This window comes from Phenylobacterium ferrooxidans, from assembly GCF_042714595.1.
In the GTDB taxonomy this organism is placed as follows: domain Bacteria; phylum Pseudomonadota; class Alphaproteobacteria; order Caulobacterales; family Caulobacteraceae; genus Phenylobacterium; species Phenylobacterium ferrooxidans.
Genome location: NZ_JAOTJD010000003.1, coordinates 96,134 through 118,088 on the forward strand (window position 1 = coordinate 96,134; position 21,955 = coordinate 118,088).

The 21,955-nt window shown below is 68.1% G+C and carries 25 protein-coding genes and 1 other RNA gene; 22 read left to right on the forward strand and 4 right to left on the reverse strand.

Annotated elements, in window-relative coordinates:
* Positions 1-310: 310 nt before the first annotated feature.
* Together OCL97_RS02935 and dusA are read left to right on the forward strand one after the other, a co-directional pair.
* Positions 311-769 carry a hypothetical protein gene (locus OCL97_RS02935; protein ID WP_377367456.1) on the forward strand — a complete coding sequence of 153 codons (459 nt, stop codon included), beginning with the start codon at positions 311-313 and terminating at the stop codon, positions 767-769.
* A gap of 72 nt (positions 770-841) precedes the next feature.
* Positions 842-1,858 carry a tRNA dihydrouridine(20/20a) synthase DusA gene (dusA, locus tag OCL97_RS02940; protein WP_377367458.1) on the forward strand — a complete coding sequence of 339 codons (1,017 nt, stop codon included), beginning with the start codon at positions 842-844 and terminating at the stop codon, positions 1,856-1,858.
* Here the strand turns inward: dusA and OCL97_RS02945 are convergent.
* The 3 genes from OCL97_RS02945 to OCL97_RS02955 all read right to left on the reverse strand — a co-directional run bounded on the left by OCL97_RS02945 (position 1,802) and on the right by OCL97_RS02955 (position 3,075).
* Positions 1,802-2,323 carry a TIGR02281 family clan AA aspartic protease gene (locus tag OCL97_RS02945; RefSeq protein WP_305704388.1) on the reverse strand — a complete coding sequence of 174 codons (522 nt, stop codon included), beginning with the start codon at positions 2,321-2,323 and terminating at the stop codon, positions 1,802-1,804. The genes dusA and OCL97_RS02945 overlap by 57 nt on opposite strands.
* 105 nt (positions 2,324-2,428) lie before the next feature.
* A complete protein-coding gene (locus OCL97_RS02950; protein WP_304777795.1) occupies positions 2,429-2,650 on the reverse strand; it encodes a DUF1289 domain-containing protein in 222 nt (73 codons plus the stop codon).
* On the reverse strand, positions 2,647-3,075 hold the full coding sequence (locus OCL97_RS02955) for a PaaI family thioesterase (protein WP_305339058.1): 429 nt from the start codon (positions 3,073-3,075) through the stop codon (positions 2,647-2,649). The genes OCL97_RS02950 and OCL97_RS02955 overlap by 4 nt, the downstream gene beginning before the upstream one ends.
* 174 nt (positions 3,076-3,249) lie before the next feature.
* Here OCL97_RS02955 and OCL97_RS02960 point away from each other — a divergent pair, with 174 nt between their 5' ends.
* Entirely contained in the window at positions 3,250-3,567 is a 318-nt protein-coding gene (locus OCL97_RS02960) for a hypothetical protein (RefSeq protein ID WP_377367461.1), read from the forward strand.
* A gap of 158 nt (positions 3,568-3,725) precedes the next feature.
* A complete protein-coding gene (locus tag OCL97_RS02965; RefSeq protein WP_377367463.1) occupies positions 3,726-5,228 on the forward strand; it encodes a phospholipase D-like domain-containing protein in 1,503 nt (500 codons plus the stop codon).
* Here the strand turns inward: OCL97_RS02965 and OCL97_RS02970 are convergent.
* Complete coding sequence (locus OCL97_RS02970) at positions 5,206-5,937, reverse strand: endonuclease/exonuclease/phosphatase family protein (RefSeq protein ID WP_377367465.1); 732 nt, start codon at positions 5,935-5,937, stop codon at positions 5,206-5,208. The genes OCL97_RS02965 and OCL97_RS02970 overlap by 23 nt on opposite strands.
* Before the next feature lie 104 nt (positions 5,938-6,041).
* On the opposite strand from OCL97_RS02970, the gene OCL97_RS02975 reads away from it, so the two are divergent.
* The 18 genes from OCL97_RS02975 to mraY all read left to right on the forward strand — a co-directional run bounded on the left by OCL97_RS02975 (position 6,042) and on the right by mraY (position 21,951).
* Positions 6,042-6,287: a hypothetical protein gene (locus tag OCL97_RS02975; protein ID WP_377367467.1), complete on the forward strand. Its 246-nt coding sequence runs from the start codon at positions 6,042-6,044 to the stop codon at positions 6,285-6,287.
* Between the two features lie 32 nt (positions 6,288-6,319).
* Positions 6,320-7,333: an adenosine deaminase gene (locus OCL97_RS02980; RefSeq protein ID WP_377367469.1), complete on the forward strand. Its 1,014-nt coding sequence runs from the start codon at positions 6,320-6,322 to the stop codon at positions 7,331-7,333.
* Between the two features lie 119 nt (positions 7,334-7,452).
* Positions 7,453-8,655, forward strand: coding sequence for an acyl-CoA dehydrogenase family protein (locus tag OCL97_RS02985; protein WP_377367471.1), 1,203 nt, complete (start codon positions 7,453-7,455; stop codon positions 8,653-8,655).
* Positions 8,656-8,729: 74 nt separating this feature from the next.
* Positions 8,730-9,875, forward strand: coding sequence for an acyl-CoA dehydrogenase family protein (locus OCL97_RS02990; protein ID WP_377367473.1), 1,146 nt, complete (start codon positions 8,730-8,732; stop codon positions 9,873-9,875).
* A gap of 369 nt (positions 9,876-10,244) precedes the next feature.
* Complete coding sequence (locus tag OCL97_RS02995) at positions 10,245-10,376, forward strand: hypothetical protein (protein WP_310540341.1); 132 nt, start codon at positions 10,245-10,247, stop codon at positions 10,374-10,376.
* 54 nt (positions 10,377-10,430) lie between these two features.
* Positions 10,431-11,009 carry a DUF3052 domain-containing protein gene (locus OCL97_RS03000; RefSeq protein WP_377367475.1) on the forward strand — a complete coding sequence of 193 codons (579 nt, stop codon included), beginning with the start codon at positions 10,431-10,433 and terminating at the stop codon, positions 11,007-11,009.
* Between the two features lie 38 nt (positions 11,010-11,047).
* Entirely contained in the window at positions 11,048-11,941 is an 894-nt protein-coding gene (locus tag OCL97_RS03005) for a DMT family transporter (protein WP_377367477.1), read from the forward strand.
* Between the two features lie 10 nt (positions 11,942-11,951).
* Entirely contained in the window at positions 11,952-12,671 is a 720-nt protein-coding gene (locus OCL97_RS03010; RefSeq protein ID WP_377367479.1) for a peptidoglycan recognition protein family protein, read from the forward strand.
* Positions 12,671-13,273 carry an FMN-binding negative transcriptional regulator gene (locus tag OCL97_RS03015; protein ID WP_377367481.1) on the forward strand — a complete coding sequence of 201 codons (603 nt, stop codon included), beginning with the start codon at positions 12,671-12,673 and terminating at the stop codon, positions 13,271-13,273. The genes OCL97_RS03010 and OCL97_RS03015 overlap by 1 nt, the downstream gene beginning before the upstream one ends.
* Positions 13,270-13,815, forward strand: coding sequence for a GNAT family N-acetyltransferase (locus OCL97_RS03020; RefSeq protein WP_377367483.1), 546 nt, complete (start codon positions 13,270-13,272; stop codon positions 13,813-13,815). The genes OCL97_RS03015 and OCL97_RS03020 overlap by 4 nt, the downstream gene beginning before the upstream one ends.
* A gap of 34 nt (positions 13,816-13,849) precedes the next feature.
* Positions 13,850-14,229, forward strand: an RNA gene (gene rnpB, locus OCL97_RS03025) — RNase P RNA component class A.
* Positions 14,230-14,550: 321 nt separating this feature from the next.
* The gene (locus OCL97_RS03030; protein ID WP_304821489.1) at positions 14,551-15,018 is read left to right on the forward strand and encodes a division/cell wall cluster transcriptional repressor MraZ; all 468 of its coding nucleotides are present in this window, start codon (positions 14,551-14,553) and stop codon (positions 15,016-15,018) included.
* The gene (rsmH, locus tag OCL97_RS03035) at positions 15,015-15,944 is read left to right on the forward strand and encodes a 16S rRNA (cytosine(1402)-N(4))-methyltransferase RsmH (RefSeq protein WP_377367486.1); all 930 of its coding nucleotides are present in this window, start codon (positions 15,015-15,017) and stop codon (positions 15,942-15,944) included. Before OCL97_RS03030 ends, rsmH begins: the two co-directional genes overlap by 4 nt.
* Positions 15,941-16,264, forward strand: a complete 324-nt coding sequence (gene ftsL / locus OCL97_RS03040; protein WP_304777832.1) for a cell division protein FtsL — start codon at positions 15,941-15,943, stop codon at positions 16,262-16,264. Before rsmH ends, ftsL begins: the two co-directional genes overlap by 4 nt.
* The gene (locus tag OCL97_RS03045) at positions 16,261-18,003 is read left to right on the forward strand and encodes a peptidoglycan D,D-transpeptidase FtsI family protein (RefSeq protein WP_377367488.1); all 1,743 of its coding nucleotides are present in this window, start codon (positions 16,261-16,263) and stop codon (positions 18,001-18,003) included. Before ftsL ends, OCL97_RS03045 begins: the two co-directional genes overlap by 4 nt.
* Complete coding sequence (locus OCL97_RS03050) at positions 18,003-19,457, forward strand: UDP-N-acetylmuramoyl-L-alanyl-D-glutamate--2,6-diaminopimelate ligase (protein ID WP_377367490.1); 1,455 nt, start codon at positions 18,003-18,005, stop codon at positions 19,455-19,457. Before OCL97_RS03045 ends, OCL97_RS03050 begins: the two co-directional genes overlap by 1 nt.
* Entirely contained in the window at positions 19,454-20,842 is a 1,389-nt protein-coding gene (locus OCL97_RS03055) for a UDP-N-acetylmuramoyl-tripeptide--D-alanyl-D-alanine ligase (RefSeq protein WP_377367492.1), read from the forward strand. The genes OCL97_RS03050 and OCL97_RS03055 overlap by 4 nt, the downstream gene beginning before the upstream one ends.
* On the forward strand, positions 20,842-21,951 hold the full coding sequence (mraY, locus tag OCL97_RS03060) for a phospho-N-acetylmuramoyl-pentapeptide-transferase (protein WP_377367494.1): 1,110 nt from the start codon (positions 20,842-20,844) through the stop codon (positions 21,949-21,951). Before OCL97_RS03055 ends, mraY begins: the two co-directional genes overlap by 1 nt.
* The last annotated feature ends 4 nt before the right edge of the window (positions 21,952-21,955 follow it).

The following is a 21,955-nucleotide window of genomic DNA, read 5'->3' on the forward strand; positions in this document are numbered from 1 at the left end:
AATGTCCTTGTTTGTCAGGGTGTTAGATGGGAATTCGCTCGGCGATTTCCAGGGAGGCCGGGGAGCGGCGGTCGATGCGTCGCGTGTTCGCTGAACCCCTGGCGGTGGTCGCTGTTCCGCCGAGAGTCCGACAGACGCGTCGTTTCAGGGCTCCTGACGGAATAATTCGGCGAAGCGCGGCGCAATCCCTGTGGGGCTGCAACTGAGCCCGCCCGATGGTGTTGAGGCATCTTCGGAGACGCACCCGGCGCTCCGGTTGGGAGGACGCCATGCCGACATGCCCGACGACCTCGAACCGGTCTGACCTCGGATGATCCCGCAAGCCGCTGCGGCCGGCCCTGAGGCGTTAAGCACCCCCAATCGGGAGCAGTGGCTGATCAATGTCGCCGTGCTGATGAGGCCCTGGTTCAGGTCCCGCGGCTATGAGATCCCGCTGCGGGTTCGGCTTGGGGTCGGCGCCCTGTCGGCCAACCAGAGCACCTTGGGGGTCTGCTATCCCTACACCGACCGGGACGGCTTCCGGCATATCACCATCTCGCCGTTCATCGACGAACCGGTGCTGGTGGCGGCGGTGGTGGTGCATGAACTGATCCACGCCATCCTGCCTCCGGAGGAGCTGCACGGACCGCGCTTCCGCGAGGCGGCCCGCGCGCTCGGTTTTGAAGGCCGCCTCACCCAGGTCGTGCCGGGCTCCGAGCTTGCCGCCCAGCTTCAGGTGATCGTCAGGCAGGTCGGCCCCTATCCGCACCGGGCGATCCTCGCGGCGTGACCAGTTGGCCGGAATAGCGTAGAAGCGCGCGCCGTTCCTCCGCTCTGTCCCCTGAGAAGTCGCCGAAACCCTATGCAATCTCAGTCGCATAGACTGTCCGTCGCCCCCATGATGGACTGGACGGACCGGCATTGCCGCGCCTTTCACCGGGTGCTGACGCGCGAAAGCCTGCTCTACACCGAGATGGTGACGACCGGGGCCGTGCTGCACGGCGACCGGGAACGGTTGCTGGGGTTCGACGACGTCGAGCATCCCGTGGCCCTGCAGCTGGGGGGCTCGGAGCCTGCCGACCTCGCGGCGGCGGCGCGCATCGGCGCGGACCTCGGCTATGACGAGATCAACCTGAATGTCGGCTGTCCCTCCGACCGGGTGCAGAGCGGCCGCTTCGGCGCCTGCCTGATGCGGGAGCCGGCCCTGGTGGCCGAGGGCATGGCGGCGATCCGGGCCGCTGTCTCCATCCCGGCCACGGTGAAGTGCCGGATCGGCGTGGACGACCAGGAGCCGGAGGAGAGCCTGTTCACATTGGTGGACCTCTGCGCCCAGGCGGGGGTCACCACTTTCATCGTCCACGCCCGCAAGGCCTGGCTGAAGGGCCTGTCGCCCAAGGAAAACCGGGACGTGCCGCCGCTGGACTACCCGCTGGTCCACCGACTGAAGCGCGAACGGCCGGGCCTGAACATCGAGATCAACGGCGGCGTCGGCTCCCTGGACGAGGCCGAGGCCCAGTTGGCCCATACCGACGGCGTGATGCTGGGCCGGGCCGCCTATCATACGCCGGGTATCCTGGGGCAGGCCGATCGGCGCATCTTCGGCGCGGCCGCCGACGTCGGTCCGTTCGAGGCCGTGGAGCTCTACAAGCCCTACATCGCCCGCCAGCTTGAGCGCGGCGCGCATCTGTCGGGGATCACGCGCCACATGCTTGGGCTGTTCCACGGCGCGCCGGGCGCCCGGACCTGGCGGCGAATCCTGACGGTGGAGAGCGTAAAGCCGGGCGCGGATCTCAGCGTCGTGGACGCTGCGCTCGCCGCGGTCTCAGGGCTGAAGGATCAGCGCGGTGCGGGTGGCCTGGAAGCTGGAGAGGCGGCCTAGATAGGTCATGCCCAGCAGCGAGGCGTCGAGCCCCTTGTCGAGAACCAGCGCATCGACGTCCGCCAGCTTGGCGCCGGCGACCGAGACCGAGGCCAGCTTGACGGCGGCGGCCTTGGCCTCGCCGTTGGCGGTCATCACCTTGTAGGCATAGTCCAGCTTGGCGGGGTCGAAGCCGAGACGCTGGGCGTCGGCGGCGGTAAGCGCCACGGCGGTGGCGCCGGTGTCCACCAGGAAGCGGACGCTGGAGCCGTTGACGGTGCCCTGCGCCCAATAGTGGCCGTCGCTGGCCTTGGCGATCGACGCCGCACCGCCCTGCGCGGCGGCGGGTTGTTGTTCCGGAACGAAGTGGGCCACGGCGGCGCGCAGGCCGTCGGATCGTGTGGTCGGGTCAAGGCTGACGACGGCCTGGGCCGCGCCCACGGCCGATACGGCTCCGATCAGGGCCATGGCGGCCAGCTTGATCATACTCGACACCCTCGCCACCCCGGCGTTGCCCGGCCATTCCCGGCCTTGTTGAACGGACAGGTTACGTCAGCGGGGGTTTGCAACCGGTGAACGCGCGATCCGAACTCAGCTGAAAATCGCCAGCTTTTCGGGACGGATGCGCTGCCGGCGGGTTGGCAGGTCGGTCATGATCCGGGCGCGGTCCTCATCCGACAGCTTCTGCCAGGCGGCGACCTCGGTCAGCTCGCGGTAACAGCCCATGCAGAGGCCGGTCTCGCCATCGATGACGCAGACCTTGATGCAGGGCGTCTTGATCGGGGCCGGGGGGCGGGGGGGGAGGTCGCTCATGAGGGGATAGCGTAGGTCACGGTCGCCTGCGCCGCCAGCCTGTCCTCGCTCTCGGTCCAGAGCTTGACGTCGCACACCGCGATGCGGCGGCCCAGGCGCAGGAAGCTGGCCTCGGCATGCAGATCGCCGGGCGCTGCGCCGCGCAGGAAGTTCATCACCAGCGAACTGGTGACCGCCATCAGCTGGTCGCCGATGTGGGCCAGGATCAGGGCGTAGGCCGCGGTGTCGGCCAGGCTCATCAGGTTGGGGCCCGCGATCACCCCGCCGGGGCGCAGCATGCCGGGACCGTAGGGGCGCACAATGTGGGCGCGGCCCGGCGACAGGGCGGTCACCTGGGGCAGGGCTCCGGTCGAGGCGTCCGGAAAGGCGTGCGCCATCAGGGCGTTCACGCCGGCGACATCGAGCTTGAGATCGGGTTGGGCCATAACTGTGTTCTGCCGATCCTCGCGAAACATTACAAGACGTTTATGTGATCCAAGTAACTTGGTTCAATTATTAAGGATTGGTAAGATTCGAATACTCAATGTTGCTGCGAATTCATTTGAAGCCTCAGCAGCGTGAGGGCAGGTTCCACGCATCGTATTTCGAGGGAAAAACACATGCGTATCGCCACCGCCACGCTCGCCGCCGTCGCCGCCCTGATGGCCGCCGGCTCCGCCCTGGCCGCCGCCCAGGTCACCGACGTGGACTACATCAAGGCCAGCCGTTGCCGCGGGATCGCCATCTCCGCCGCGGCCGACACCGCCGACCTGGACGCCTGGCTCAAGGCCGCCAGCAAGTCTCGCTCCATGTCGGTCATGGACAAGGCCGCCGTCGCCGAGGACGCCGGTCGCCGAGAGGCCAAGACCACCAATGCCGAACGCAAGGCCCGCCTGGCCACCGAACTCAGCGGACCCTGCCAAGCCTTCAAGGGCTAGTCTCTCGAACCGCCCCTGATGGAGCGCGTCGGCCCCCCCAGAGTCGGCGCGCTCCTTTCGTTTGGTCTCGCGCCTTGGGGCTTGCGGGGACTCGACGGGAACCCGACCTAGGCGCACGCTTTCTTGCAGCATGCCGTAAGCGGGGTTTCGATCGGTCTATGAGCGTATTGAAACCTGGAGACACGGTCTGGCGCACAGGCCGCGCCAACCGCGCCGCCTTCCTGATCGACACGGAGGCCTATTACACGGCCGTCTACGAAGCCCTTCGCAAAGCCAAGCGTTCGGTGCTGTTGCTCGGCTGGGGGTTTGATCCCCGCACCCGGCTGTTTCCCGATGGGCAGGAGACGTCGGATGACCCCGACGAGGCTGGCCGCATTCTGGTGGAGCTGGCGCGCGCGCGCCCCGAACTGGATATCCGCCTGCTGATCTGGAAGTCGGCCCTGCCCATCGCGGCCAGCCAGGAATTCTTCCCTCACAAGGCGCGCAAGTGGTTTGAGAAGACCGGCGTGAAGTTCCGCCTGGACGACGCGGTCCCCATGGGCGCCTGCCATCACCAGAAGCTGCTGGTGGTGGACGACAAGCTGGCGATCTGCGCCAGCGGTGACATCTGCGTCGACCGCTGGGACACGCCGGGGCACCGGGACCATGAGCCCCGCCGCATCATGCCCGACCAGGAGTGCCATGCGCCTCGCCACGAGGTGATGCTGATGGTGGACGGCCCGGTGGCCAAGGACCTGGGAGACCTGGCCCGGGAACGCTGGCGCCGGGCGACCAAGGAGGTTGTGGCGCCGCCCCCGGAAATGGAGGGCGATCCGTGGCCCGCGCACGTGCCGGCTCATCTTTTGGACATGGACGTCGGCATCGCCCGCACCATGCCGGCCTGGCGCCATGAGCCCCAGGTGGAGGAGATCCGCCGGCTGACCCACGCCTCGATCCTGGCGGCCAAGGACGTCATCTACCTGGAGAACCAGTACTTCACCTCGCCCCTGATCGCCGAGGCCCTGGCCACCCGCCTGGCGGAACCCAACGGCCCGGAGATCGTGCTCATCTCCACGGGGGCGAGCCCCAGCTGGTTCGACCAGCTGACCATGGACCGGGCCCGGTCGAACATGCTGTGGCGGCTGCGGTCAGCCGACATCTTCGGCCGCTTCCGCGCCTTCTATCCGATCACGCCGGGCGGGACGAAGATCATCGTCCACTCCAAGAGCACCATCATCGACGACAAGATCGCCCGTGTTGGCTCGGCCAACCTGAACAACCGGTCCGGCGGCTTCGACACCGAACTGGAACTGGCCATCGAGGCGACCACGGAGCGGGCGCAACTGAACATCGCGGCCTTCCGGGACCGGTCGATCGGGCACTTCCTGGGCTATACCGGCGACGCGGTGGCCAAGGCCCGGCAGGAGCGAGGCGGCCTGATCGCCGGGATCGACGCCCTCAACCGCGAGGGACGGCTGTCGCCGGTGCTGGCGATGAAGATGACCGCCTTCGGCGAGTTCGTGGCGGCCTATCACCTCGGCGACCCGGTGAACGTCAGCGACTCGTGGCGCCCGGGCCGCCGCCGCGACCGCCTCTATGCCGAGGCGCGGGCCCTGGGGGAGGGCGGCAGGTTTGAGTCGCGCAACTGGCGCGCGCCGGTCAAGAAACCTCGAAATCCATGACCAGGGGCAGGTGGTCCGACGCCGCCCGGGTGAGGGGGCTGAAGGGCGCCGAAAGGTCCGTCACCCGGATCTCCTCACTGACGAACACGTGGTCGATGCGGAGCACCGGCAGGGCCGAGGGGAAGGTGGAGGTCGGCTTCTTCTGCGGCGCGAGGCGTCGAGCCCCCTGCAGCCGGCCGATCAAGGTGCGATAGACGACGGAGGTCGGACTGGCGTTGAAATCGCCCAGCAGGATCGTCGGGCCCTGGCACTTGGGATGGCCAAGCCAGGCGGGCCCGGCCAGGCAGGCGGCCTGGATCTGTTGCTCCCTGGGCACCAGACCCAGGTGGGTGTTGATGATCTGCACCGTCTTGCCGTCGATCTCCACGGCGATCCACAGGGCGCCCCGCGGCTCCAGCTGCGGGATCCGGCGATAGCCGGGCAGGGGCCCGACCTGCACCATGTGTTCGGGGTAGGCCGTCAGGATGGCGTCGCCGTAGAGTTCCTCCTCCACCATCATGGCGGGGTGGAAGTGGACCGCCATCTTCAGGCGTTGGGCGATCTCGTGAGCCTGATCGACGTTGCCGGTGCGGATCCGCCCGACATCCAGCTCCTGCAGCGCCACGATGTCTGGCTCGAGGCTGGCGATGACGTCGGCGATGCGGCCCACGTCCAGGCGGCGGTCGGTGCCGACGCACCGGTGGACATTGTAGGTGATGATACGCGGCATGGGGCCCGTGTGATGCGCGCCCGGGCCGTCGAGCGCAAGATGGGGAACGACTGGTGTGCGGCGAAGGTTCGCTTCATGTGAGACGAAATCAGGAGAGCATGTAGATGATCTGGATCGCCGCGGCCGCCGCCGCCGCCAGCGTGATGGCCGGCCAGGGGCTGGCGACCATCCAGTGTCGGGTGGCGGCGGGCCAGAGCTTGCGCGACTGCGTGGTGCTGTCGGAGACGCCCCAGGGCGCCAATGTCGGCGCCTTCGCCCTGAAGCTCGCCAAGGGGTTCCATCCCCAGCCGGGTGACCGGCGCATCCGGGACGGCAAGATCGTCATCAGGATGAAGTTCAAGCTGCCTTGACGGACGCCCCCCGCGGCCGGGAGATTGCGATCATGCAAACGACCGCCGACTTCATTCGTGGCCTGCCCAAGGCCGAGCTCCACCTGCACATCGAGGGCAGTCTTGAGCCCGAGCAGATGTTCGAGTTCGCCCGGCGCAACAGGATCGACCTGCCATTCAAGACGGTCGAGGCGGTCAGGGCGGCCTACGCCTTTTCCAACCTGCAGGACTTCCTGGATATCTACTATCAGGGCGCAGGCGTGCTGCAGACCGAGGAGGACTTCCGCGACCTGGCCATGGCCTATTTCCGGCGGGCGGCGGCGGACGGGACGGTTCACGCCGAGATCTTCTTCGATCCCCAGACCCACACCGATCGGGGAATTCCCTTCGCTGTGGCCGCCGACGGCCTGCTGGCCGGCATGGCTCAGGCGGAGCGGGAGTTGGGGGTCACCTCCAAGCTGATCCTCAGCTACCTGCGGCACCTCTCCGAAGAGGACGCCTTCAAGACCCTGCGAGAGGCCGAGCCCTATCTGGACCGCATGGTGGGGGTCGGGCTGGATTCCTCGGAGCTGGGCCATCCGCCGAGCAAGTTCGCCAAGGTGTTCAAGGCGTCGCGCGAACGTGGCCTGAAGCTGTCGGCCCACGCCGGCGAAGAGGGGCCGCCGGAATATGTCTGGGAGGCGCTGGACGGCCTGGCCGTCGACCGTATCGACCACGGCAACCGCTCCCTGGAGGACCCGGTGCTGGTCAAGCGGCTGGTGGCTGAGGGGATGACGCTGACCGTCTGTCCACTGTCGAACCTGAAGCTCTGCGTGGTGGACGACCTGAAGAACCACCCGTTGAAGCGGATGCTGGACCTGGGGCTGAAGGCCACCATCAACTCCGACGACCCGGCCTATTTCGGTGGCTATATCGGCGAGAACTGGACCGCGACCACAGAGGCGCTGGGGCTCTCTCGCGACGAGCTGGCGACGCTCGCCCGCAACAGCTTCACGGGGTCGTTCCTTGCGCCTGACGAGATCGCGTCCAGGGTGGCGCAGGTGGACGCCTATCTCGCCAAGGCCTGACCTGTCTAACGGGTTTTTGTTGACGCTGACGTTAACGTCATCTTCCCAAGGCGAGGGCGTTTGCCTATGGTCCGACCGCACGCAATACGCTGTAAGCGGAAGCGCCAGGGAGCCTTGTCATGAACCTCGATTTCTCGCCCGAAGATAACGCCTTCCGCGAAGAGGCCCGCGCCTTCCTCGCCCAAAGTTACCCGAAGGAGCTGCGCGAAAAGCAGGCCCGGGGCGAGACGCTCGGCAAGGAGGACTATCTCTCCTGGCACCGCATCCTGGCCAAGAAGGGCTGGGCCGCGCCGTCCTGGCCCAAGGAGTGGGGCGGGACCGACTGGACCCCCACCCAGAAGTACATCTGGTCCGAAGAGCAGGCCCGCGCCGATACGCTTGGCATCCTGCCCTTCGGCGTCGCGATGCTGGCGCCGGTGATCTACACCTTCGGCACCGAGGAGCAGAAGGCCAAGTTCCTGCCCGACATCCGGGACGGCAAGATCTGGTGGTGCCAGGGCTATTCCGAGCCCGGCGCCGGCTCTGACCTCGCCTCCTTGAAGACCCGCGCCGAGCGGGTGACCGGGGACGACGGCAAGGAGTACTACATCGTCAACGGCCAGAAGACGTGGACGACGCTCGGCCAGCACGCCGACTGGGGCTTCTTCCTGGTGCGCACCGATCCCGACTCCAAGCCGCAGGCCGGCATCAGCTTCCTGCTGATCGACATGAAGACCCCAGGCGTCACCGTGCGGCCGATCATCACCCTGGAGGGCGGCCACGAGGTCAACGACGTCTTCCTCGACAACGTGAAGGTGCCGGTGGAGAACCGCGTCTTCCACGAGAACCAGGGCTGGACCTGCGCCAAGGCGCTGCTGGCCCACGAACGCTCCGGCATCGCCGGGGTGGCGCGCTCCAAGCGCGGCCTGGAACGGGTCCGCGAGATGGCGTCGACCGAGCTGGCCGACGCCGGCGGCGCTCTGCTGGCCGACCCCTTCTTCAAGCGCAAGGTGGCCGAGCTGGAGATCGACCTGACGGCGCTGGAGTTCACTGAACTGCGGACCCTGGCCGGCGAAAGCAGCGGCAAGGGCCCGGGGACAGAGAGCTCGATCCTGAAGATCAAGGGCACCGAGATCCAGCAGCGCCTGCAGGAGCTGGCCCTGGAAGCAGCCGGCCACTATGGCGCCCCGTTCCTGGGCGAGGGCGGCCACAACTCCGGCGTCGGCCCCCTGCATTCGATCGACACCGCCGGCGACTACTTCAACGGCCGCAAGACCTCGATCTACGGCGGCTCCAACGAGATCCAGCGCAACATCATCGCCAAGATGGTGCTGGGGCTCTAGGGCGACCGACGAGACAGAACACTGACCGGCCGCCAGGGAGGACACCGGCGGCCCACGATCCTTGGGGATGAACGATGGATTTCAGCTTCACCGAAGAACAGTCGATGCTGCGCGACACGGTCGCCAGCTACCTGGCCGACAACTACAGCTTCGACCAGCGCCGCGCGGCGCTGAAGGCCGAGCCGGGCTGGCGTCCGCAGGTCTGGAAGGCCTTCGCCGACGAACTGGGCATCCTGGGCGCCGCGTTCAGCGAGGCGCAGGGCGGCCTGGGCGGCGGCACGACCGACAACATGGTCATCATGGAGGAGCTGGGTAAGGCCCTGGTGGTGGAGCCCTACCTGCCCACCGTGGTGATCGGCGGCGGCTTCCTGAAGCACGGCAAGCCGGCCGGAGCCGATGAGCTGATCGGCAAGATCATCGCCGGTGAGGCCATCATCGCCTTCGCCTATGCCGAACCGCAGGGCCGCTACACCTGGAGCGACCTGAAGACCACGGCCAAGAAGGACGGCGCGGGCTATGTGCTGAACGGCCACAAGGCCGTCGTCATCGGCGCGCCCTACGCCACCCACCTGATCGTGACGGCCCGCACCGGCGGCGGCCAGCGCGAGGCCCAGGGCGTGTCGGTGTTCATCGTGCCCAAGGACGCCAAGGGCGTGACGACGCGCGACTATCCCACCGTCGACGGCTTCCGCGCCTCGGAGGTCTATTTCGAGAATGTCGCCGTGGGCGCCGAGGCCATGATCGGCCCCGAGGGCCAGGCCCTGCCGCTGGTGGAAAAGGTGATGGACGAGGCCGTGGCCGCCACCTGCGCCGAGGCCTGCGGCGTGCTGCGCCAGCTTCACGAAAGCACCGTCGAGTATGCGCGCCAGCGCAAGCAGTTCGGCCAGCCGATCTCCAGCTTCCAGGTGCTGCAGCACCGGATGGTGGACATGTTCATCCAGCTCGAGCAGTCGATCTCCATGACCTACATGGCCGATATCATGCTGGCCGGAAGTGATCTGGAGCGGGCCAAGGGCGCCTCGGCGGCCAAGGTGCAGATCGGCAAGGCCTGCAAGTTCGTCGGCCAGAACGCCATCCAGATCCATGGCGGCATGGGCATGACCGACGAGATGGCCATCGGCCACTACTTCAAGCGCGCCACCATGATCGAGGCGGCCTTCGGCTCCACCGACCATCACCTGGCCCGTTACGAGATCCTGTCCCTGGGCAAGGCGGCCTAGAAACCCGGGCCCTCTCCCCGCCGGGGAGAGGGCGTCGAGGCGCGCGCGGAATTCATACCGCATACGGATGAATTCCACTTCACTCCCCCTGGGGGTGAATCAAGCTGAATCTGCGGTCTTTCCGGTGTGTCCCAAGTGCGACACGCTGTCCCAATTTCTTGGCGGTCGAGTTCATCAAATTCAACAAAATCAATGGATTGGCGAATAATCTGTGAGCGGAAATAGTCCGTAGACAGATGTTTTTCTTGCAAATTCGCGGTGGCGGGCGGACCCTTATCGTCCGACGCGCTGACGACTAGGAGGGTGCAAACCCCTGGAAGCCGCTTCGCGTCTCTTTCTGGCTCGACCAGCTGGTCAAGGAGACGCCAAATGACCGTTACCAAGATGGACCACGCCCTGTTGTCCTTCGCATTCCTGGGCAACCTGTCCGCCCCGGCGAAACGCAACTACGGCCGGCCGCCGCCCGAACCCAAGAGCCGCGACGCCAAGTCCAAGAGCTAGGCTTGCGCAGCCCCGTCCGCTTGGCCAAGCTTGGTTCGGACGGGGAGGGACGCCGTGGGCAAGGACGCTCAGGTTCGCGCAAGGTTCGCTGAGGGGGAGGACGTCGGCCGCCTGCAATACGAAGCGCCGCGCCTGCTGTTCCGCGGGGCCGCGCGCCGGGTGTTCCAGGGGGATGACCTGCGGGGCGTCCGCGCCGAGGCCGGCGACCTGGTCCTGGCCGACGGCTCGCGGTTTACGCTGGGCGAAAAGGCTGCGGCGAGCTGGGTCGACGCCATCCTCAATCCCCGGAGCCGGCTGGACAAGCTGGGGGTGAAGCCCGGCATGAGGGTCGCCGTGGTCAATGTGGCCGACGAGCTGGCCGCGCGCGATGCGGCGCCGGTCACCGATCTCGCAGACCTGGATCTGCTGTTCTACGCCGCCGACAGTCTGGCGGACCTGGATCGCATCCCCGCCCTGATCCCGGCGCTCGCCGACAAGGGCGCGCTTTGGATCGTCTCGCGCAAAGGCAAGGCCGCCGCGCTGAAGGATGTCGAGGTGATGGCCGCGGCCAGGGCGCACGGCCTCGTGGACAGCAAGGTGGTCGGCGTCTCCGACACGCTCACCGCCCTGCGGTTCACCCGGCGGCGGAGCTAGCGGTTCCCAGCGTCACGAAACCGCTCTAAGCCCGGCTCATGTCACTCCGGGACTTCGCCCTTCTCGCCTTCGTCTGCGTCGTGTGGGCGGCCAACAACATCGTTTCGAAATTCGTGGTCACCCACCTGGGCGTGCCGCCGATGTTCTATGCCGGTGTGCGGTTCGCCATCGTGCTGCTCGCCGTCCTGCCATGGTTGCTGCCGATGCCGCGCCCGCGCTGGCGCATGCTGGTGGTGGGCACTCTGATGGGGGCCGGCACCTTCGCGCTGGTGTTTATCGGCCTGAAGACCTCCAGCCCGTCGGCCGTGGCCATCGTCAGCCAGGTGGGGGTGCCGATCACCACCCTGCTGTCCTTCCTGATCCTGGGGGAGCGGCTGACCGGCCGCCGGGTCGTCGGCATGCTGCTGACCCTGACGGGCGTGCTGGCGGTGATGTGGGACCCGCATGGGTTCAAGATCTCCACCGGCCTGCTGTTCATCGTCGCGGCCTCGTTCCTGGGCGGGCTGGGGGCGGTGATGATGAAGCAGATGGAAGGGGTCAAACCCCTGCGGCTGCAGGCCTGGGTGGGGCTGTCCTCCCTGGTCCCCATGGTCGTCCTGTCGGCCTGGCTGGAGCCGGGGCAGGTGGAGGCGGGCGTCGCCGCTGGCTGGCCCTTCGTGGCCGCGGCCCTGTTCTCGGGCCTGGTGGTCTCGGTCCTAGCCCACACCCTCTATTACAGCCTGATCCAGAAATATGAGGCCAACCTCATCTCGCCCCTGACCCTGATGACGCCGCTGGCCACCATCGCCATGGGGGTGGTCTTCACTCAGGATGTCTTCGACCTGCGCATGGCCTTCGGTACGGCGGTCGCCCTGGCCGGCGTCCTGGTCATCGCCCTGCGGCCCAGCCAGGCCCTGGCTTTGCTGGTGGCCTTGCGCAATCGCTCGCAATAACCTTGAGCACATGACCCCGATCCCCGCGCCTTCGCCGAACTTCGACGTCCGCAAGACCCCGCCGGACATGATCGTCCTGCACTATACCGGCATGCAGACCGGCGAGGCCGCCCTGGCCCGCCTGCGCGATCCGGAGGCCAAGGTCTCGTCCCACTATGTGGTGGAGGAGGACGGACGGGTCTTCACCCTGGTGGCCGAGGAACGCCGCGCCTGGCACGCCGGTATCTCGTCCTGGAAGGGCGAGCGCGACATCAACGGCCGCTCGGTGGGGGTCGAGATCGTCAATCCCGGCCACGAGTTCGGCTATCGCCCGTTCCCGGAGGCGCAGATCGCCGCGGTGATCGAGCTGGTGGCGGAGATCCGCACCCGCTGGACCATCGAGGACGGCGCCATCGTCGGCCATTCCGACGTCGCCCCCAATCGCAAGCAGGACCCTGGCGAGCTCTTCCCGTGGAAGCGGCTGGCGCAGGCCGGCCACGGCCTGTGGGCCGAACCCGCCGCCGCGCCCGGCCAGCCCATCAGCGAGGGCGAGACCGGCGCCGCGGTCTTCGCCCTGCAGGCCGGCTTCACCCGGCTGGGCTATGACTGCGCCCCGTCCGGAACCTTCGACGCCCACACCACCGCCGTGGTCACCGCCTTCCAGCGGCACTGGCGGCCGGAGAAGGTGGACGGGATTGCGGACGGGGAGACCCGCGCGCGGCTGATCGGCCTGCTGCGGCTGGGAAGCTGATGCATCCCTCCGGGCTCTTCAAAGTCGAAGACGAAACGGTGCTGCTGGAACATCTGGCGGCGTTCCCGTTCTCGACCATCGCCGCCTCGGTCGGTGGCCGGGCGATGGTGGCCCACACACCGGTGATCGCGCGGCGGATCGACGGCGCCCTGGTGCTCGACTTCCACCTGTCGCGGGGCAACACCCTGACGCCGGCCGTGGCTGAGGGCTTCCATGCGGTGGCGGTCAGCCTGGCGGCCGACGCCTATGTCAGCCCGGACTGGTACGACGACAAGGACAGCGTCCCGAGCTGGAACTACGTCTCGGTGGAGGTGGCAGGACCGGTTGCGGCATTGGACGAGGCAGGCCTGATCGCCGTGGTGGACGACCTCTCGGCCATGGAAGAGGCGCGTCTGCTGCCCAAGCTGCCCTGGACACGGCACAAGATGAGCCCGGGCAAGTTCGAGAGGCTGCTGCGCGGCATTGTTGGGGCGCGGATGGTGGTCGAGCGGTTCGAAGGGACTCACAAGCTGTCTCAGAACAAGGCCGCCGCCGACCGCGCTGGCGTCACGGCGGCCTTGGCCGATCATCAGATCGCGCGGCGCATGCGCGACCTGGGATGAGTCTGGACCTCGCCAATTGCGTCCTGAAAGTCGGTGAATACACGCTGGCGCCCCTGCAACGCGACGACGCGGACGGGCTTTTTGAGTTGTTTCGTGACCCTTTGGTGGCGGAATACATGGACATAGCTCCGCTTGAGAGTGTCGCCGAAGCCCATGAGATCATCGACTGGGGCACGGAACTGGCGGCCGGCGATGGCGGGGTGCGCTGGACCATTCGGCGGGCTGGCGCGCCCGACCTGATCGGCACGGTGGGCTTCAACAACCTGATCTTCGACCGGGCCCGCCGCGGGGAGGTGGCCTACGACCTGCGCCGGGCGGAATGGGGCCGGGGCGTGATGAGCCAGATCCTGCCGCACGTGCTCTCCTTCGGCTTCAATGATCTCTCCCTGCGGCGCATCGAGGCCATGGTGACGCTCGGCAATGCTCGGTCCTGCGCCCTCCTGGAGCGGCACCGGTTTTCCCTGGAAGGCACCCTGCGTGACCACGCCCACTGGAAGGGGCGCTATTGGGACCAATTGGTCTACGGCCGCCTGGCCGATTGACGAGGCCCGCGTCCCGGCCCATCAAGCGCGCGGACCAGATGGCTGGGCGGTCGCGCCTGTTTGCGCAGGCGAGGAAAGTCCGGGCTCCACGACGACATGGCGGTGGGTAACGCCCACCGGGGGTGACCCTAGGGATAGCGCCACAGAGAGCAGACCGCCGGCGTTTCGGCGCCGGTAAGGGTGAAAGGGTGCGGTAAGAGCGCACCGCGGACCCAGCAATGGGGACGGCATGGCAAGCCCCGCCAGGAGCAAGACCGAATAGGGGTGTCGCGCCGGTTCGCCGGTAGGGCTGTCGTAGGCCCGAGACACCCGGGTAGGTCGCGAGAACCGTCCAGCGATGGGCGGTCCAGAGGAATGATCGCCAATGCCCGTTCGCGGGCGGCACAGAACCCGGCTTACAGGCCGTCTGGTCCATCATTCCTCTTCAGGCGACCCTTAGAGCAAGGGCGATAGCGCAGCCGTTGCGCGTGACTCTAGTTATCCACAACCTATGCGACATTCCGCCGCTATATTTAACTAGTTCTCTGTATGTTCTGTGGAGTGTTTACCGGCGTTAACCATAACTGTCTGCGACATCTTTGAATCCACGCCAAATAGTCATTCAGAGGCATTGTCGCCCAGTTTAGCCCGTGTTAACCCAGTTCTTGTCTGCTGAAGGCTGCGCCCGTGCGATTTGCGGTGCTGCCAGGTGGAGCGAGGGTCCGAGCGGGGACCGGTTAACTGGGGCGCGGCGGGATGTTCGTCTCGACGTTCGAGAAGCAGCTGGACGCAAAGCGGCGCATCGTTGTGCCGCAGGAATTCCGCGCTCTCGCCTCTGGTCCCTTCGACGGAATCATCTGCTTTCCCTCCATCGAGGCCGACTGCATCGAGGGTGGGGGAAAGACGCTGCTGGACCGCTACCTGGGCGTCATCGACGAGATGGACTTCGGCGACCCGCTGCGCTCGGCCCTGGAAACCTCGATCCTCGGCGGCATGGCCAAGATGAGCTTCGACACCGCCGGCCGCGTGACCCTGCCGGAAGGCCTCTGCGACATGTTCGGCCTGAGCGACTGGGTCGTGGTGGTCGGGCTCGGCGACCGGTTCCAGATCTGGGAGCGCGAGGCGTTCCAGGCCCACCGCGCCGCCCAGCGCGAGATCGCCCGCGACGGCCTGGCGCAGCTGCGCGCCGCCCAGCGCACCGCCCGCGCCGGGGTCGGCGCATGAGCGCCCCTCACGTCCCCGTCCTGATGGCCGAGGTGATCGAGGCCCTGGCGCCCGGTCCCGGCCAGAAGATCGTCGATGGCACCTTCGGGGCTGGCGGCTATTCGCGCGCCCTGCTGGCCACCGGCGCCGAGGTCATCGCCTTCGACCGTGATCCCACCGCCCGCCGGTTCGCCGAGGGCCTGGGCGACAGGTTCCAGCTGATCGAGGCCTGCTTCTCCGAAATGGACGAGCGGCTGGGGGAGGGCTCCGTCGACGGCGTGGCGCTCGACCTTGGCGTTTCCTCCATGCAGCTGGACGAGGCCGACCGCGGCTTTTCCTTCATGCGTGATGGTCCGCTGGACATGCGCATGGGCGCGCAGGGCCCGACCGCCGCCGAGCTGATCAACACCGCCGAGCCCGCCGAACTGTCGCGGATCTTCTGGGTCTATGGCGAAGAGAAGAAGGCCCGCCGGATCGCCGGGGCCATCGCGCGGCGCCGCGAGGAGCAGCCCTTCGAGCGGACCCTGGAATTCGCCGACTTCGTCGAGCGCGTCCTGGGCGGCCGCCGCGGCGCAAAAGTGCATCCCGCCACCCGCACCTTCCAGGGGCTGCGCATCGCGGTGAACGACGAGCTTTCCGAACTGGAGGCCGGACTGGCCTCGGCCGAGCGGGTGCTGAAGCCCGGCGGTCGGCTGGCGGTGGTCACCTTCCACTCCCTCGAGGACCGGATCGTGAAGTCCTTCTTCACGCCCCGCGCCGGACAGACGCCCGCCGGCTCGCGCCACCTGCCGCCGGCCCAGGTCGGCGCGCCGCCGAGCTTCGAGCTGATCTTCAAGGGCGCCCACGCGCCCTCCGACGCCGAGACCGCCGCCAATCCTCGCGCCCGTTCGGCCAAGCTTCGCGCCGCGATCCGCACCGCGGCGCCGGTCTGGGAGGAGGCCGCATGAGCCTGCTCGATCGCCGCGTCCGGGGCTTCCGCCTCGTCGATGTCGTGGCCCTGGGGCTGCTGATCGCCCTGGTGATGTCGGTCTATCTCGCCAAGACCATCGCCGGCCGCGAGCGGACCGAGATCGCCCTGGTGGAGCGGCAGATCGCCGCCGAGCACGACCGCATCCGCCTGCTCAAGGCCGAGGTCAGCCACCTGGAACAGCCCAACCGGATCGAGCAGCTCTCCACCGGATATCTGGGCCTGGCGCCGATCGCGGCCGCCCGTGAGGTCACTCCCGACGCCCTGGCGCAGATCGCCCGCCGGGAACCCAAGTCTTGAGCCTCGCCCACCCCAACTTCGCCGCGCCCGGCTGGGGCTGGCTGAAGGCGCGGCTCTGGGGCCTGGAGCACGCCTTCGAGCGCGCGCGCGCCGCCGGCAAGGCCGAGGACGACACCCGCATCCGCATCTTCTTCGTGGCCGCCATGTTCGCCGCGAGCTTCGTGACCCTGGGCGTCGGCGCCACGCGCATGGCGCTGTTCTCCAGCGCGGGGCAGGGGAACGGCATGACCGCGCCGGTCGGGGCGGCCCGCGCGGACCTCACCGATCGCAACGGCGCCATGCTGGCCGCCGACCTGCTGCACTACGGTCTCTATGTGGACCCGCGCGAAATCTGGGACGCCGACGAGATCCGCGCCGCCCTGCGTCTGGCGATGCCGGGCCTGTCGCCCGCGCGGCTGGAGCGGGCCCTGCGCGGTGAACGCCGCAGCTTCCTGATGGGCGGCCTGACCCCTGAGGTGCGAAACCGCATCCATCAGCTGGGCCTGCCAGGCGTCACCTTCGAACCCGAGCAGCGCCGGGTCTATCCGCTGGGGTCCACCGCCGCTCACCTGATCGGTTTCGCAGACACCGGCGGGGAGGGGCTGTCCGGCGCGGAGCTGGCGCTCAATGACGAGATCCGGCGCGGCGCGGCGCAACGCGGCGCCACCGCGCTCTCCATCGACCTGCGGGTCCAGGCGGCCCTTGAGGACGAGCTCTACAAGACCGCCGTGGCGCACCAGGCCAAGGACGCGGTGGGCATCATCACCAACGTGCACACCGGCGAAATCCTCGGCATCGCCTCCTATCCGACCTTCGATCCCAACGCGGCGGGCAAGGCGACCCCCGAGCAGCTGATCAACCACGCCGCGGCGTCGGTCTATGAGATGGGCTCGACCTTCAAGGTCTTCACCGTGGCCATGGGGCTGGACTCCGGCACGGCGACCCTGGCCTCCACCTTCGACGCCCGCCAGCCGGTGAAGATCGGCGGCCAGACGATCCACGACTACCACCCCGAGAACAAGATCATGTCGGTGGCCGACATCTTCGTCCACTCGTCGAACATCGGCACCACCAAGCTCGCCCTGCAGGCGGGCGCGCCCACCGTACAGAAGTATTTCAAGGCCTTCGGTCTGACGCGCGCGACGCCGGTGGAGCTTTCCGAGAGCGCCAGGCCGATCGTCCCGCGCCGCTGGAACGAGAACGACGTCGCCTCCACCTCCTTCGGCCACGCGATCTCGGTCTCCCCCCTGGCGGTGGCCGCCGGAATGGGGGCGATCCTCAACGGCGGCACCTATGTGCCCCTGACCATCAAGCCGATGAAGCCCGGCGCGCGGCCCGAGGGAACCCGCGCGGTCTCCGAGGAGACCTCTCGCGCCCTGCTGGACCTGATGCGGGTCAATGTGGTGCGCGGCACCGGCGGCAAGGCCAATGCGCCGGGCCTGCGGGTGGGCGGCAAGACCGGCTCGGCCAACAAGATCATCGGTGGACGCTACTCCAACAACATCCTGGTCTCCTCCTTCGCCGCGGTCTTCCCGGCTGACGGGCCGCTGGAGGCCGACCGGTATTTCGTGCTCATCCTGATGGACGAGCCCAAGGGCACGGCCGAGACCTACGGCTTCGCCACTGGCGGCTGGACCGCCGCGCCGCCGGCCGGCCGGGTCATCGACCGCGTCGCGCCGTTCCTCGGCGTCGCCCGCCGCCCCGACCTGGTGGCGGCGACCCCGGCCGACGCTGTCGTGCCTATCGAGAGCGAACACTGATGGGCGTGCGTCTCTCCCAACTGGTGGCGCGTGACCTGGCCGTCGATCCGGTGATCGAGGGCGTGACCGCAGACAGCCGCAAGGTGAAGCCGGGCTTCCTGTTCGCCGCTCTGCCGGGAAGCCAGGCCGATGGCCTGGCCTTCGTGCCCAGCGCTGTGGCCGCCGGCGCCGCCGCGGTGATCGCCACCGCGCAGGCGCCGGGGGTCGACGTCCCCTTCGTGGTGACGCCCGACCCGCGCCGCGCCTATGCGCTCGCCGCCGCCGCCTTCTGGAAGGTGCAGCCCGCCAACGTCGTCGCGGTGACCGGCACCAACGGCAAGACCTCGGTCGCCGCCTTCTGCCGCCAGATCTTCAACGCCTGCGGCCATCGCGCCGCCAGCATGGGGACCCTGGGGGTCTACGCGACCGGCCCCGACGGGTTCGAGGCGCAACTGACCCCCCCCGGCCTGACCACCCCCGACGCCGCCGATGTCGCCGAGCTGATGAGCAAGCTGGTGGAGATGGGCGTGACCCACCTGGCGCTGGAAGCCTCGTCCCATGGCGTCGACCAGCGGCGCCTGGACGGCGCGCGGATCCAGGCCGCCGGCTTCCTGAACCTGACCCAGGACCACCTCGACTATCACCTGACCATGGACGCCTACCGCGACGCCAAGCTGCGGCTGTTCACCGACCTGCTGCCGCGCGGCGGGACCGCCGTGCTGAACGCCGACTCCGACGCCTATGACGCCTTCGCCGCCGCCGCCGTCACCAACGGCCAGAGCGTGATGTCGGTGGGGGAGGCGGGCCAGGGCCTGACCCTGGTGTCCCGGACCCCGACCCCGGAAGGCCAGCGCCTGAGCATCCTGGCTCACGGCCAGACCTATGAGGTCAACCTGCCCCTGGTGGGGGGCTACCAGGCTTCCAACGCCCTGGTGGCGGCGGGCCTGTGCATCGCCGCCGGGGAACCGGCGGCCGGCGTCATGAAAGCCCTGGAGACGCTTGAGGGCGCCCCGGGCCGGCTGCAACTGATCGGGACCGGTCCCAGGGGCGGCGTCGCCTATGTGGACTACGCCCATACGCCGGACGGCCTGGAGACAGTGCTGAAGGCCCTGCGGCCGCACGTCGAGGGCAAGCTGATCGTGGTGTTCGGGGCGGGCGGCGACCGCGACCGCACCAAGCGTCCGCTGATGGGCGCCATCGCGGCGAAATACGCCGACGTCGCCATCGTCACCGACGACAACCCGCGCAGCGAGGACCCGGCCGCTATCCGCGCCGAGGTCTTGGCGGGCACGACCGGCATGCAGGACATCGGCGGCCGCCGCGCGGCGATCCGCGCCGCCGTGGCGCTGATGGAGGCTGGCGACGTCCTGGTGGTGGCCGGCAAGGGCCACGAGGACTGGCAGATCGTCGCCGGAGTCGTGCATCACTTCGACGACGTGATCGAGACCGAGCAGGCCCTGAGAGGCGAGCCATGAACCTCTGGACCGCAGACGAGATCGCCCAGGCGACAGGCGGCAAGGTGGTCGGCGATTTCGCCGCCCTTGGCGTCTCCATCGACACCCGCTCCATCGAGACCGGCGACCTGTTCGTGGCGCTCGCGGGCGTTCGCGACGGCCATGAGTTTGTGGCGCCCGCGCTCGCCAAGGGCGCCACCGGGTCCCTGGTCAGCCAGGCGGTGGACGGCCCCCACGTCCTGGTGGAAGACACCTTCAAGGCCTTGGAAAAACTGGGAGAAGCCGCCCGTGTTCGCGCGCCCCAGGTGCGTCGCGGGGCGGTCACCGGCTCGGTGGGCAAGACCAGCGTGACCCAGGCGGTCCGCGCCGGACTGATGCTGGCCGGCAAGGCCCACTCTTCGGTCAAGAGCTACAACAACCACATCGGTGTGCCTCTGACCCTGGCCCGCATGCCCCGCGACACCGAGCGCGCGGTCTTCGAGATCGGCATGAACCACGCCGATGAGATCACCCCCCTGTCGCGCTTCGTTCGTCCCCACGTGGTGGCGATCACCACGGTGGGCGCGGTCCATGTGGAGAACTTCCCCGACGGCGAGATCGGGGTGGCGCGCGCCAAGGCCGAGATCTTTGATGGTATCGAGCCCGGTGGCGTCGCCATCCTCAACGCCGACAACGCCTGGTTCGATCTGCTGGCCGACGCGGCCCGCAAGGCCGGCGCCAAGGTGCTGAGCTTCGGGGCCGGCGAAGCCTGCGACGCCCGCCTGATCGACTTCCAGCCCCAGGCCGACCACGCCGTGGTCCAGGCGCGGATGCATGGCCAGGCGCTGGACTTCCCCATCCTGCAGAAGGGCTTCCACTGGGGCCCCAACAGCATGGCGGTCCTGCTGATGCTGGAGGCCCTGGACGTGTCGCTGAGCGACAGCCTGGCGGCCCTGGGGTCCTTCGAGCCCCTGGAGGGCCGGGGCGCCGAGAAGACGATCCACTTGGCGGGCGGGGCCTTCACCCTGATCGACGAAAGCTACAACGCCAATCCGATTTCCATGATCGCGGCGTTCAAGAGCCTGGGCGCGCGCAAGACCTCGGGGCGGCGGATCGTCGCGCTGACGGACATGCTGGAGCTTGGCGAGGCTGGGCCGCAATACCATGCAGGGTTGGCCGAAGCGCTGGCGCAGGCCGGTATCGACCAGGTCTTCTGCGCCGGACCTTTGATGAAATCCCTCTGGGACGCCCTTCCGCCGACTCGGCGAGGCGGGTACGCCGAGTCTGCGGCCGAGCTAGCGCCGCAGGTCACCCGGGCCGTAGAGCCTGGGGATCTGGTGATGGTCAAGGGTTCCAACGGCTCGAAAGCGGGCGCGGTGACAGCCGCCCTGGCCGCTCTCGATGCGCGTTCAGGGAAGGCGCGCTGATGCTCTACTGGCTCTACGAGCAGTTGTCGGCCGGCGGGCACATTCCCGCTCTCAACCTGCTGAAATACCTCACCTTCCGCACCGGCATGGCCCTGTTCACGGCCCAGATCGTCGTGGTCCTGATGGGCTCGCGCTTCATCCGCTGGATGCAGGCCAAGCAGGGCAAGGGCCAGCCGATCCGCGCCGACGGCATCGCGCGCCACGTGGTGGAGAAGGCCGGCACGCCGACCATGGGCGGGGTGATGATCCTGGCCGGGCTGCTGGTGGGCACCCTGCTGTGGGCCGACCTGTCCAACGTCTATGTCTGGGCGGTCATCCTGGTCACCGTGGGCTACGGGATCCTGGGCTTCACCGACGACTACGCCAAGGTCACCAAGCAGACCACCGACGGGATCTCGGGCCGGGTGCGGCTGGTGCTGGAGGCGCTGATCGCGCTCGCCGCCGTCGCCCTCATCGTCATCTATGGCGGCCGCCCGCCGGAATCGCCGGAACTGGCGACCTCGGTGGCCTTCCCGATCTTCAAGGGCCTGCTGCTGGACATGGGCTGGTTCTACCTGGCCTTCGGCGCCTTCATCATCGTCGGCGCGGCCAACGCCGTGAACTTCACCGACGGCCTGGACGGCCTGGCCACCGTGCCGGTGATGATCGCCGCCGCCGCCTTCGGCCTGATCACCTATCTCGTCGGCAACTACGTCTTCGCCAAGTACCTGCAGCTGCACTTCGTGCCCGGCGTGGGCGAGGTCGGCGTGTTCTGCGGGGCCATGATCGGGGCGGGCCTCGGTTTCCTCTGGTACAACGCGCCCCCGGCCAAGATCTTCATGGGCGACACCGGCTCCCTGGCGCTGGGCGGGGCCATCGGCACCGTGGCCGTGGCCACCAAGCATGAGATCGTGCTGGGCATCATCGGCGGTCTCTTCGTGCTGGAGACCCTGTCGGTGATGATCCAGGTGGCCTCCTTCAAGCTGACGGGCAAGCGGGTGTTCCGCATGGCCCCGATCCACCATCATTTCGAGAAGCTCGGCTGGTCGGAATCCACCGTGGTGATCCGGTTCTGGATCATCGCGGTGATGCTGGCCATCTTCGGCCTCGCCACCCTGAAGCTGCGGTAGGGAG

Excerpts from the sequence above, each read along its gene's own strand:
- OCL97_RS02935 (WP_377367456.1), top strand. The coding sequence starts at position 311 with ATGATCCCGCAAGCCGCTGCGGCCGGCCCTGAGGCGTTAAGCACCCCC.
- dusA (WP_377367458.1), top strand. The coding sequence starts at position 842 with ATGCAATCTCAGTCGCATAGACTGTCCGTCGCCCCCATGATGGACTGG.
- OCL97_RS02945 (WP_305704388.1), bottom strand. The coding sequence starts at position 2,323 with ATGATCAAGCTGGCCGCCATGGCCCTGATCGGAGCCGTATCGGCCGTG.
- OCL97_RS02950 (WP_304777795.1), bottom strand. The coding sequence starts at position 2,650 with ATGAGCGACCTCCCCCCCCGCCCCCCGGCCCCGATCAAGACGCCCTGC.
- OCL97_RS02955 (WP_305339058.1), bottom strand. The coding sequence starts at position 3,075 with ATGGCCCAACCCGATCTCAAGCTCGATGTCGCCGGCGTGAACGCCCTG.
- OCL97_RS02960 (WP_377367461.1), top strand. The coding sequence starts at position 3,250 with ATGCGTATCGCCACCGCCACGCTCGCCGCCGTCGCCGCCCTGATGGCC.
- OCL97_RS02965 (WP_377367463.1), top strand. The coding sequence starts at position 3,726 with ATGAGCGTATTGAAACCTGGAGACACGGTCTGGCGCACAGGCCGCGCC.
- OCL97_RS02970 (WP_377367465.1), bottom strand. The coding sequence starts at position 5,937 with ATGCCGCGTATCATCACCTACAATGTCCACCGGTGCGTCGGCACCGAC.
- OCL97_RS02975 (WP_377367467.1), top strand. The coding sequence starts at position 6,042 with ATGATCTGGATCGCCGCGGCCGCCGCCGCCGCCAGCGTGATGGCCGGC.
- OCL97_RS02980 (WP_377367469.1), top strand. The coding sequence starts at position 6,320 with ATGCAAACGACCGCCGACTTCATTCGTGGCCTGCCCAAGGCCGAGCTC.
- OCL97_RS02985 (WP_377367471.1), top strand. The coding sequence starts at position 7,453 with ATGAACCTCGATTTCTCGCCCGAAGATAACGCCTTCCGCGAAGAGGCC.
- OCL97_RS02990 (WP_377367473.1), top strand. The coding sequence starts at position 8,730 with ATGGATTTCAGCTTCACCGAAGAACAGTCGATGCTGCGCGACACGGTC.
- OCL97_RS02995 (WP_310540341.1), top strand. The coding sequence starts at position 10,245 with ATGACCGTTACCAAGATGGACCACGCCCTGTTGTCCTTCGCATTCCTG.
- OCL97_RS03005 (WP_377367477.1), top strand. The coding sequence starts at position 11,048 with ATGTCACTCCGGGACTTCGCCCTTCTCGCCTTCGTCTGCGTCGTGTGG.
- OCL97_RS03010 (WP_377367479.1), top strand. The coding sequence starts at position 11,952 with ATGACCCCGATCCCCGCGCCTTCGCCGAACTTCGACGTCCGCAAGACC.
- OCL97_RS03015 (WP_377367481.1), top strand. The coding sequence starts at position 12,671 with ATGCATCCCTCCGGGCTCTTCAAAGTCGAAGACGAAACGGTGCTGCTG.
- OCL97_RS03020 (WP_377367483.1), top strand. The coding sequence starts at position 13,270 with ATGAGTCTGGACCTCGCCAATTGCGTCCTGAAAGTCGGTGAATACACG.
- OCL97_RS03030 (WP_304821489.1), top strand. The coding sequence starts at position 14,551 with ATGTTCGTCTCGACGTTCGAGAAGCAGCTGGACGCAAAGCGGCGCATC.
- rsmH (WP_377367486.1), top strand. The coding sequence starts at position 15,015 with ATGAGCGCCCCTCACGTCCCCGTCCTGATGGCCGAGGTGATCGAGGCC.
- ftsL (WP_304777832.1), top strand. The coding sequence starts at position 15,941 with ATGAGCCTGCTCGATCGCCGCGTCCGGGGCTTCCGCCTCGTCGATGTC.
- OCL97_RS03050 (WP_377367490.1), top strand. The coding sequence starts at position 18,003 with ATGGGCGTGCGTCTCTCCCAACTGGTGGCGCGTGACCTGGCCGTCGAT.
- OCL97_RS03055 (WP_377367492.1), top strand. The coding sequence starts at position 19,454 with ATGAACCTCTGGACCGCAGACGAGATCGCCCAGGCGACAGGCGGCAAG.
- mraY (WP_377367494.1), top strand. The coding sequence starts at position 20,842 with ATGCTCTACTGGCTCTACGAGCAGTTGTCGGCCGGCGGGCACATTCCC.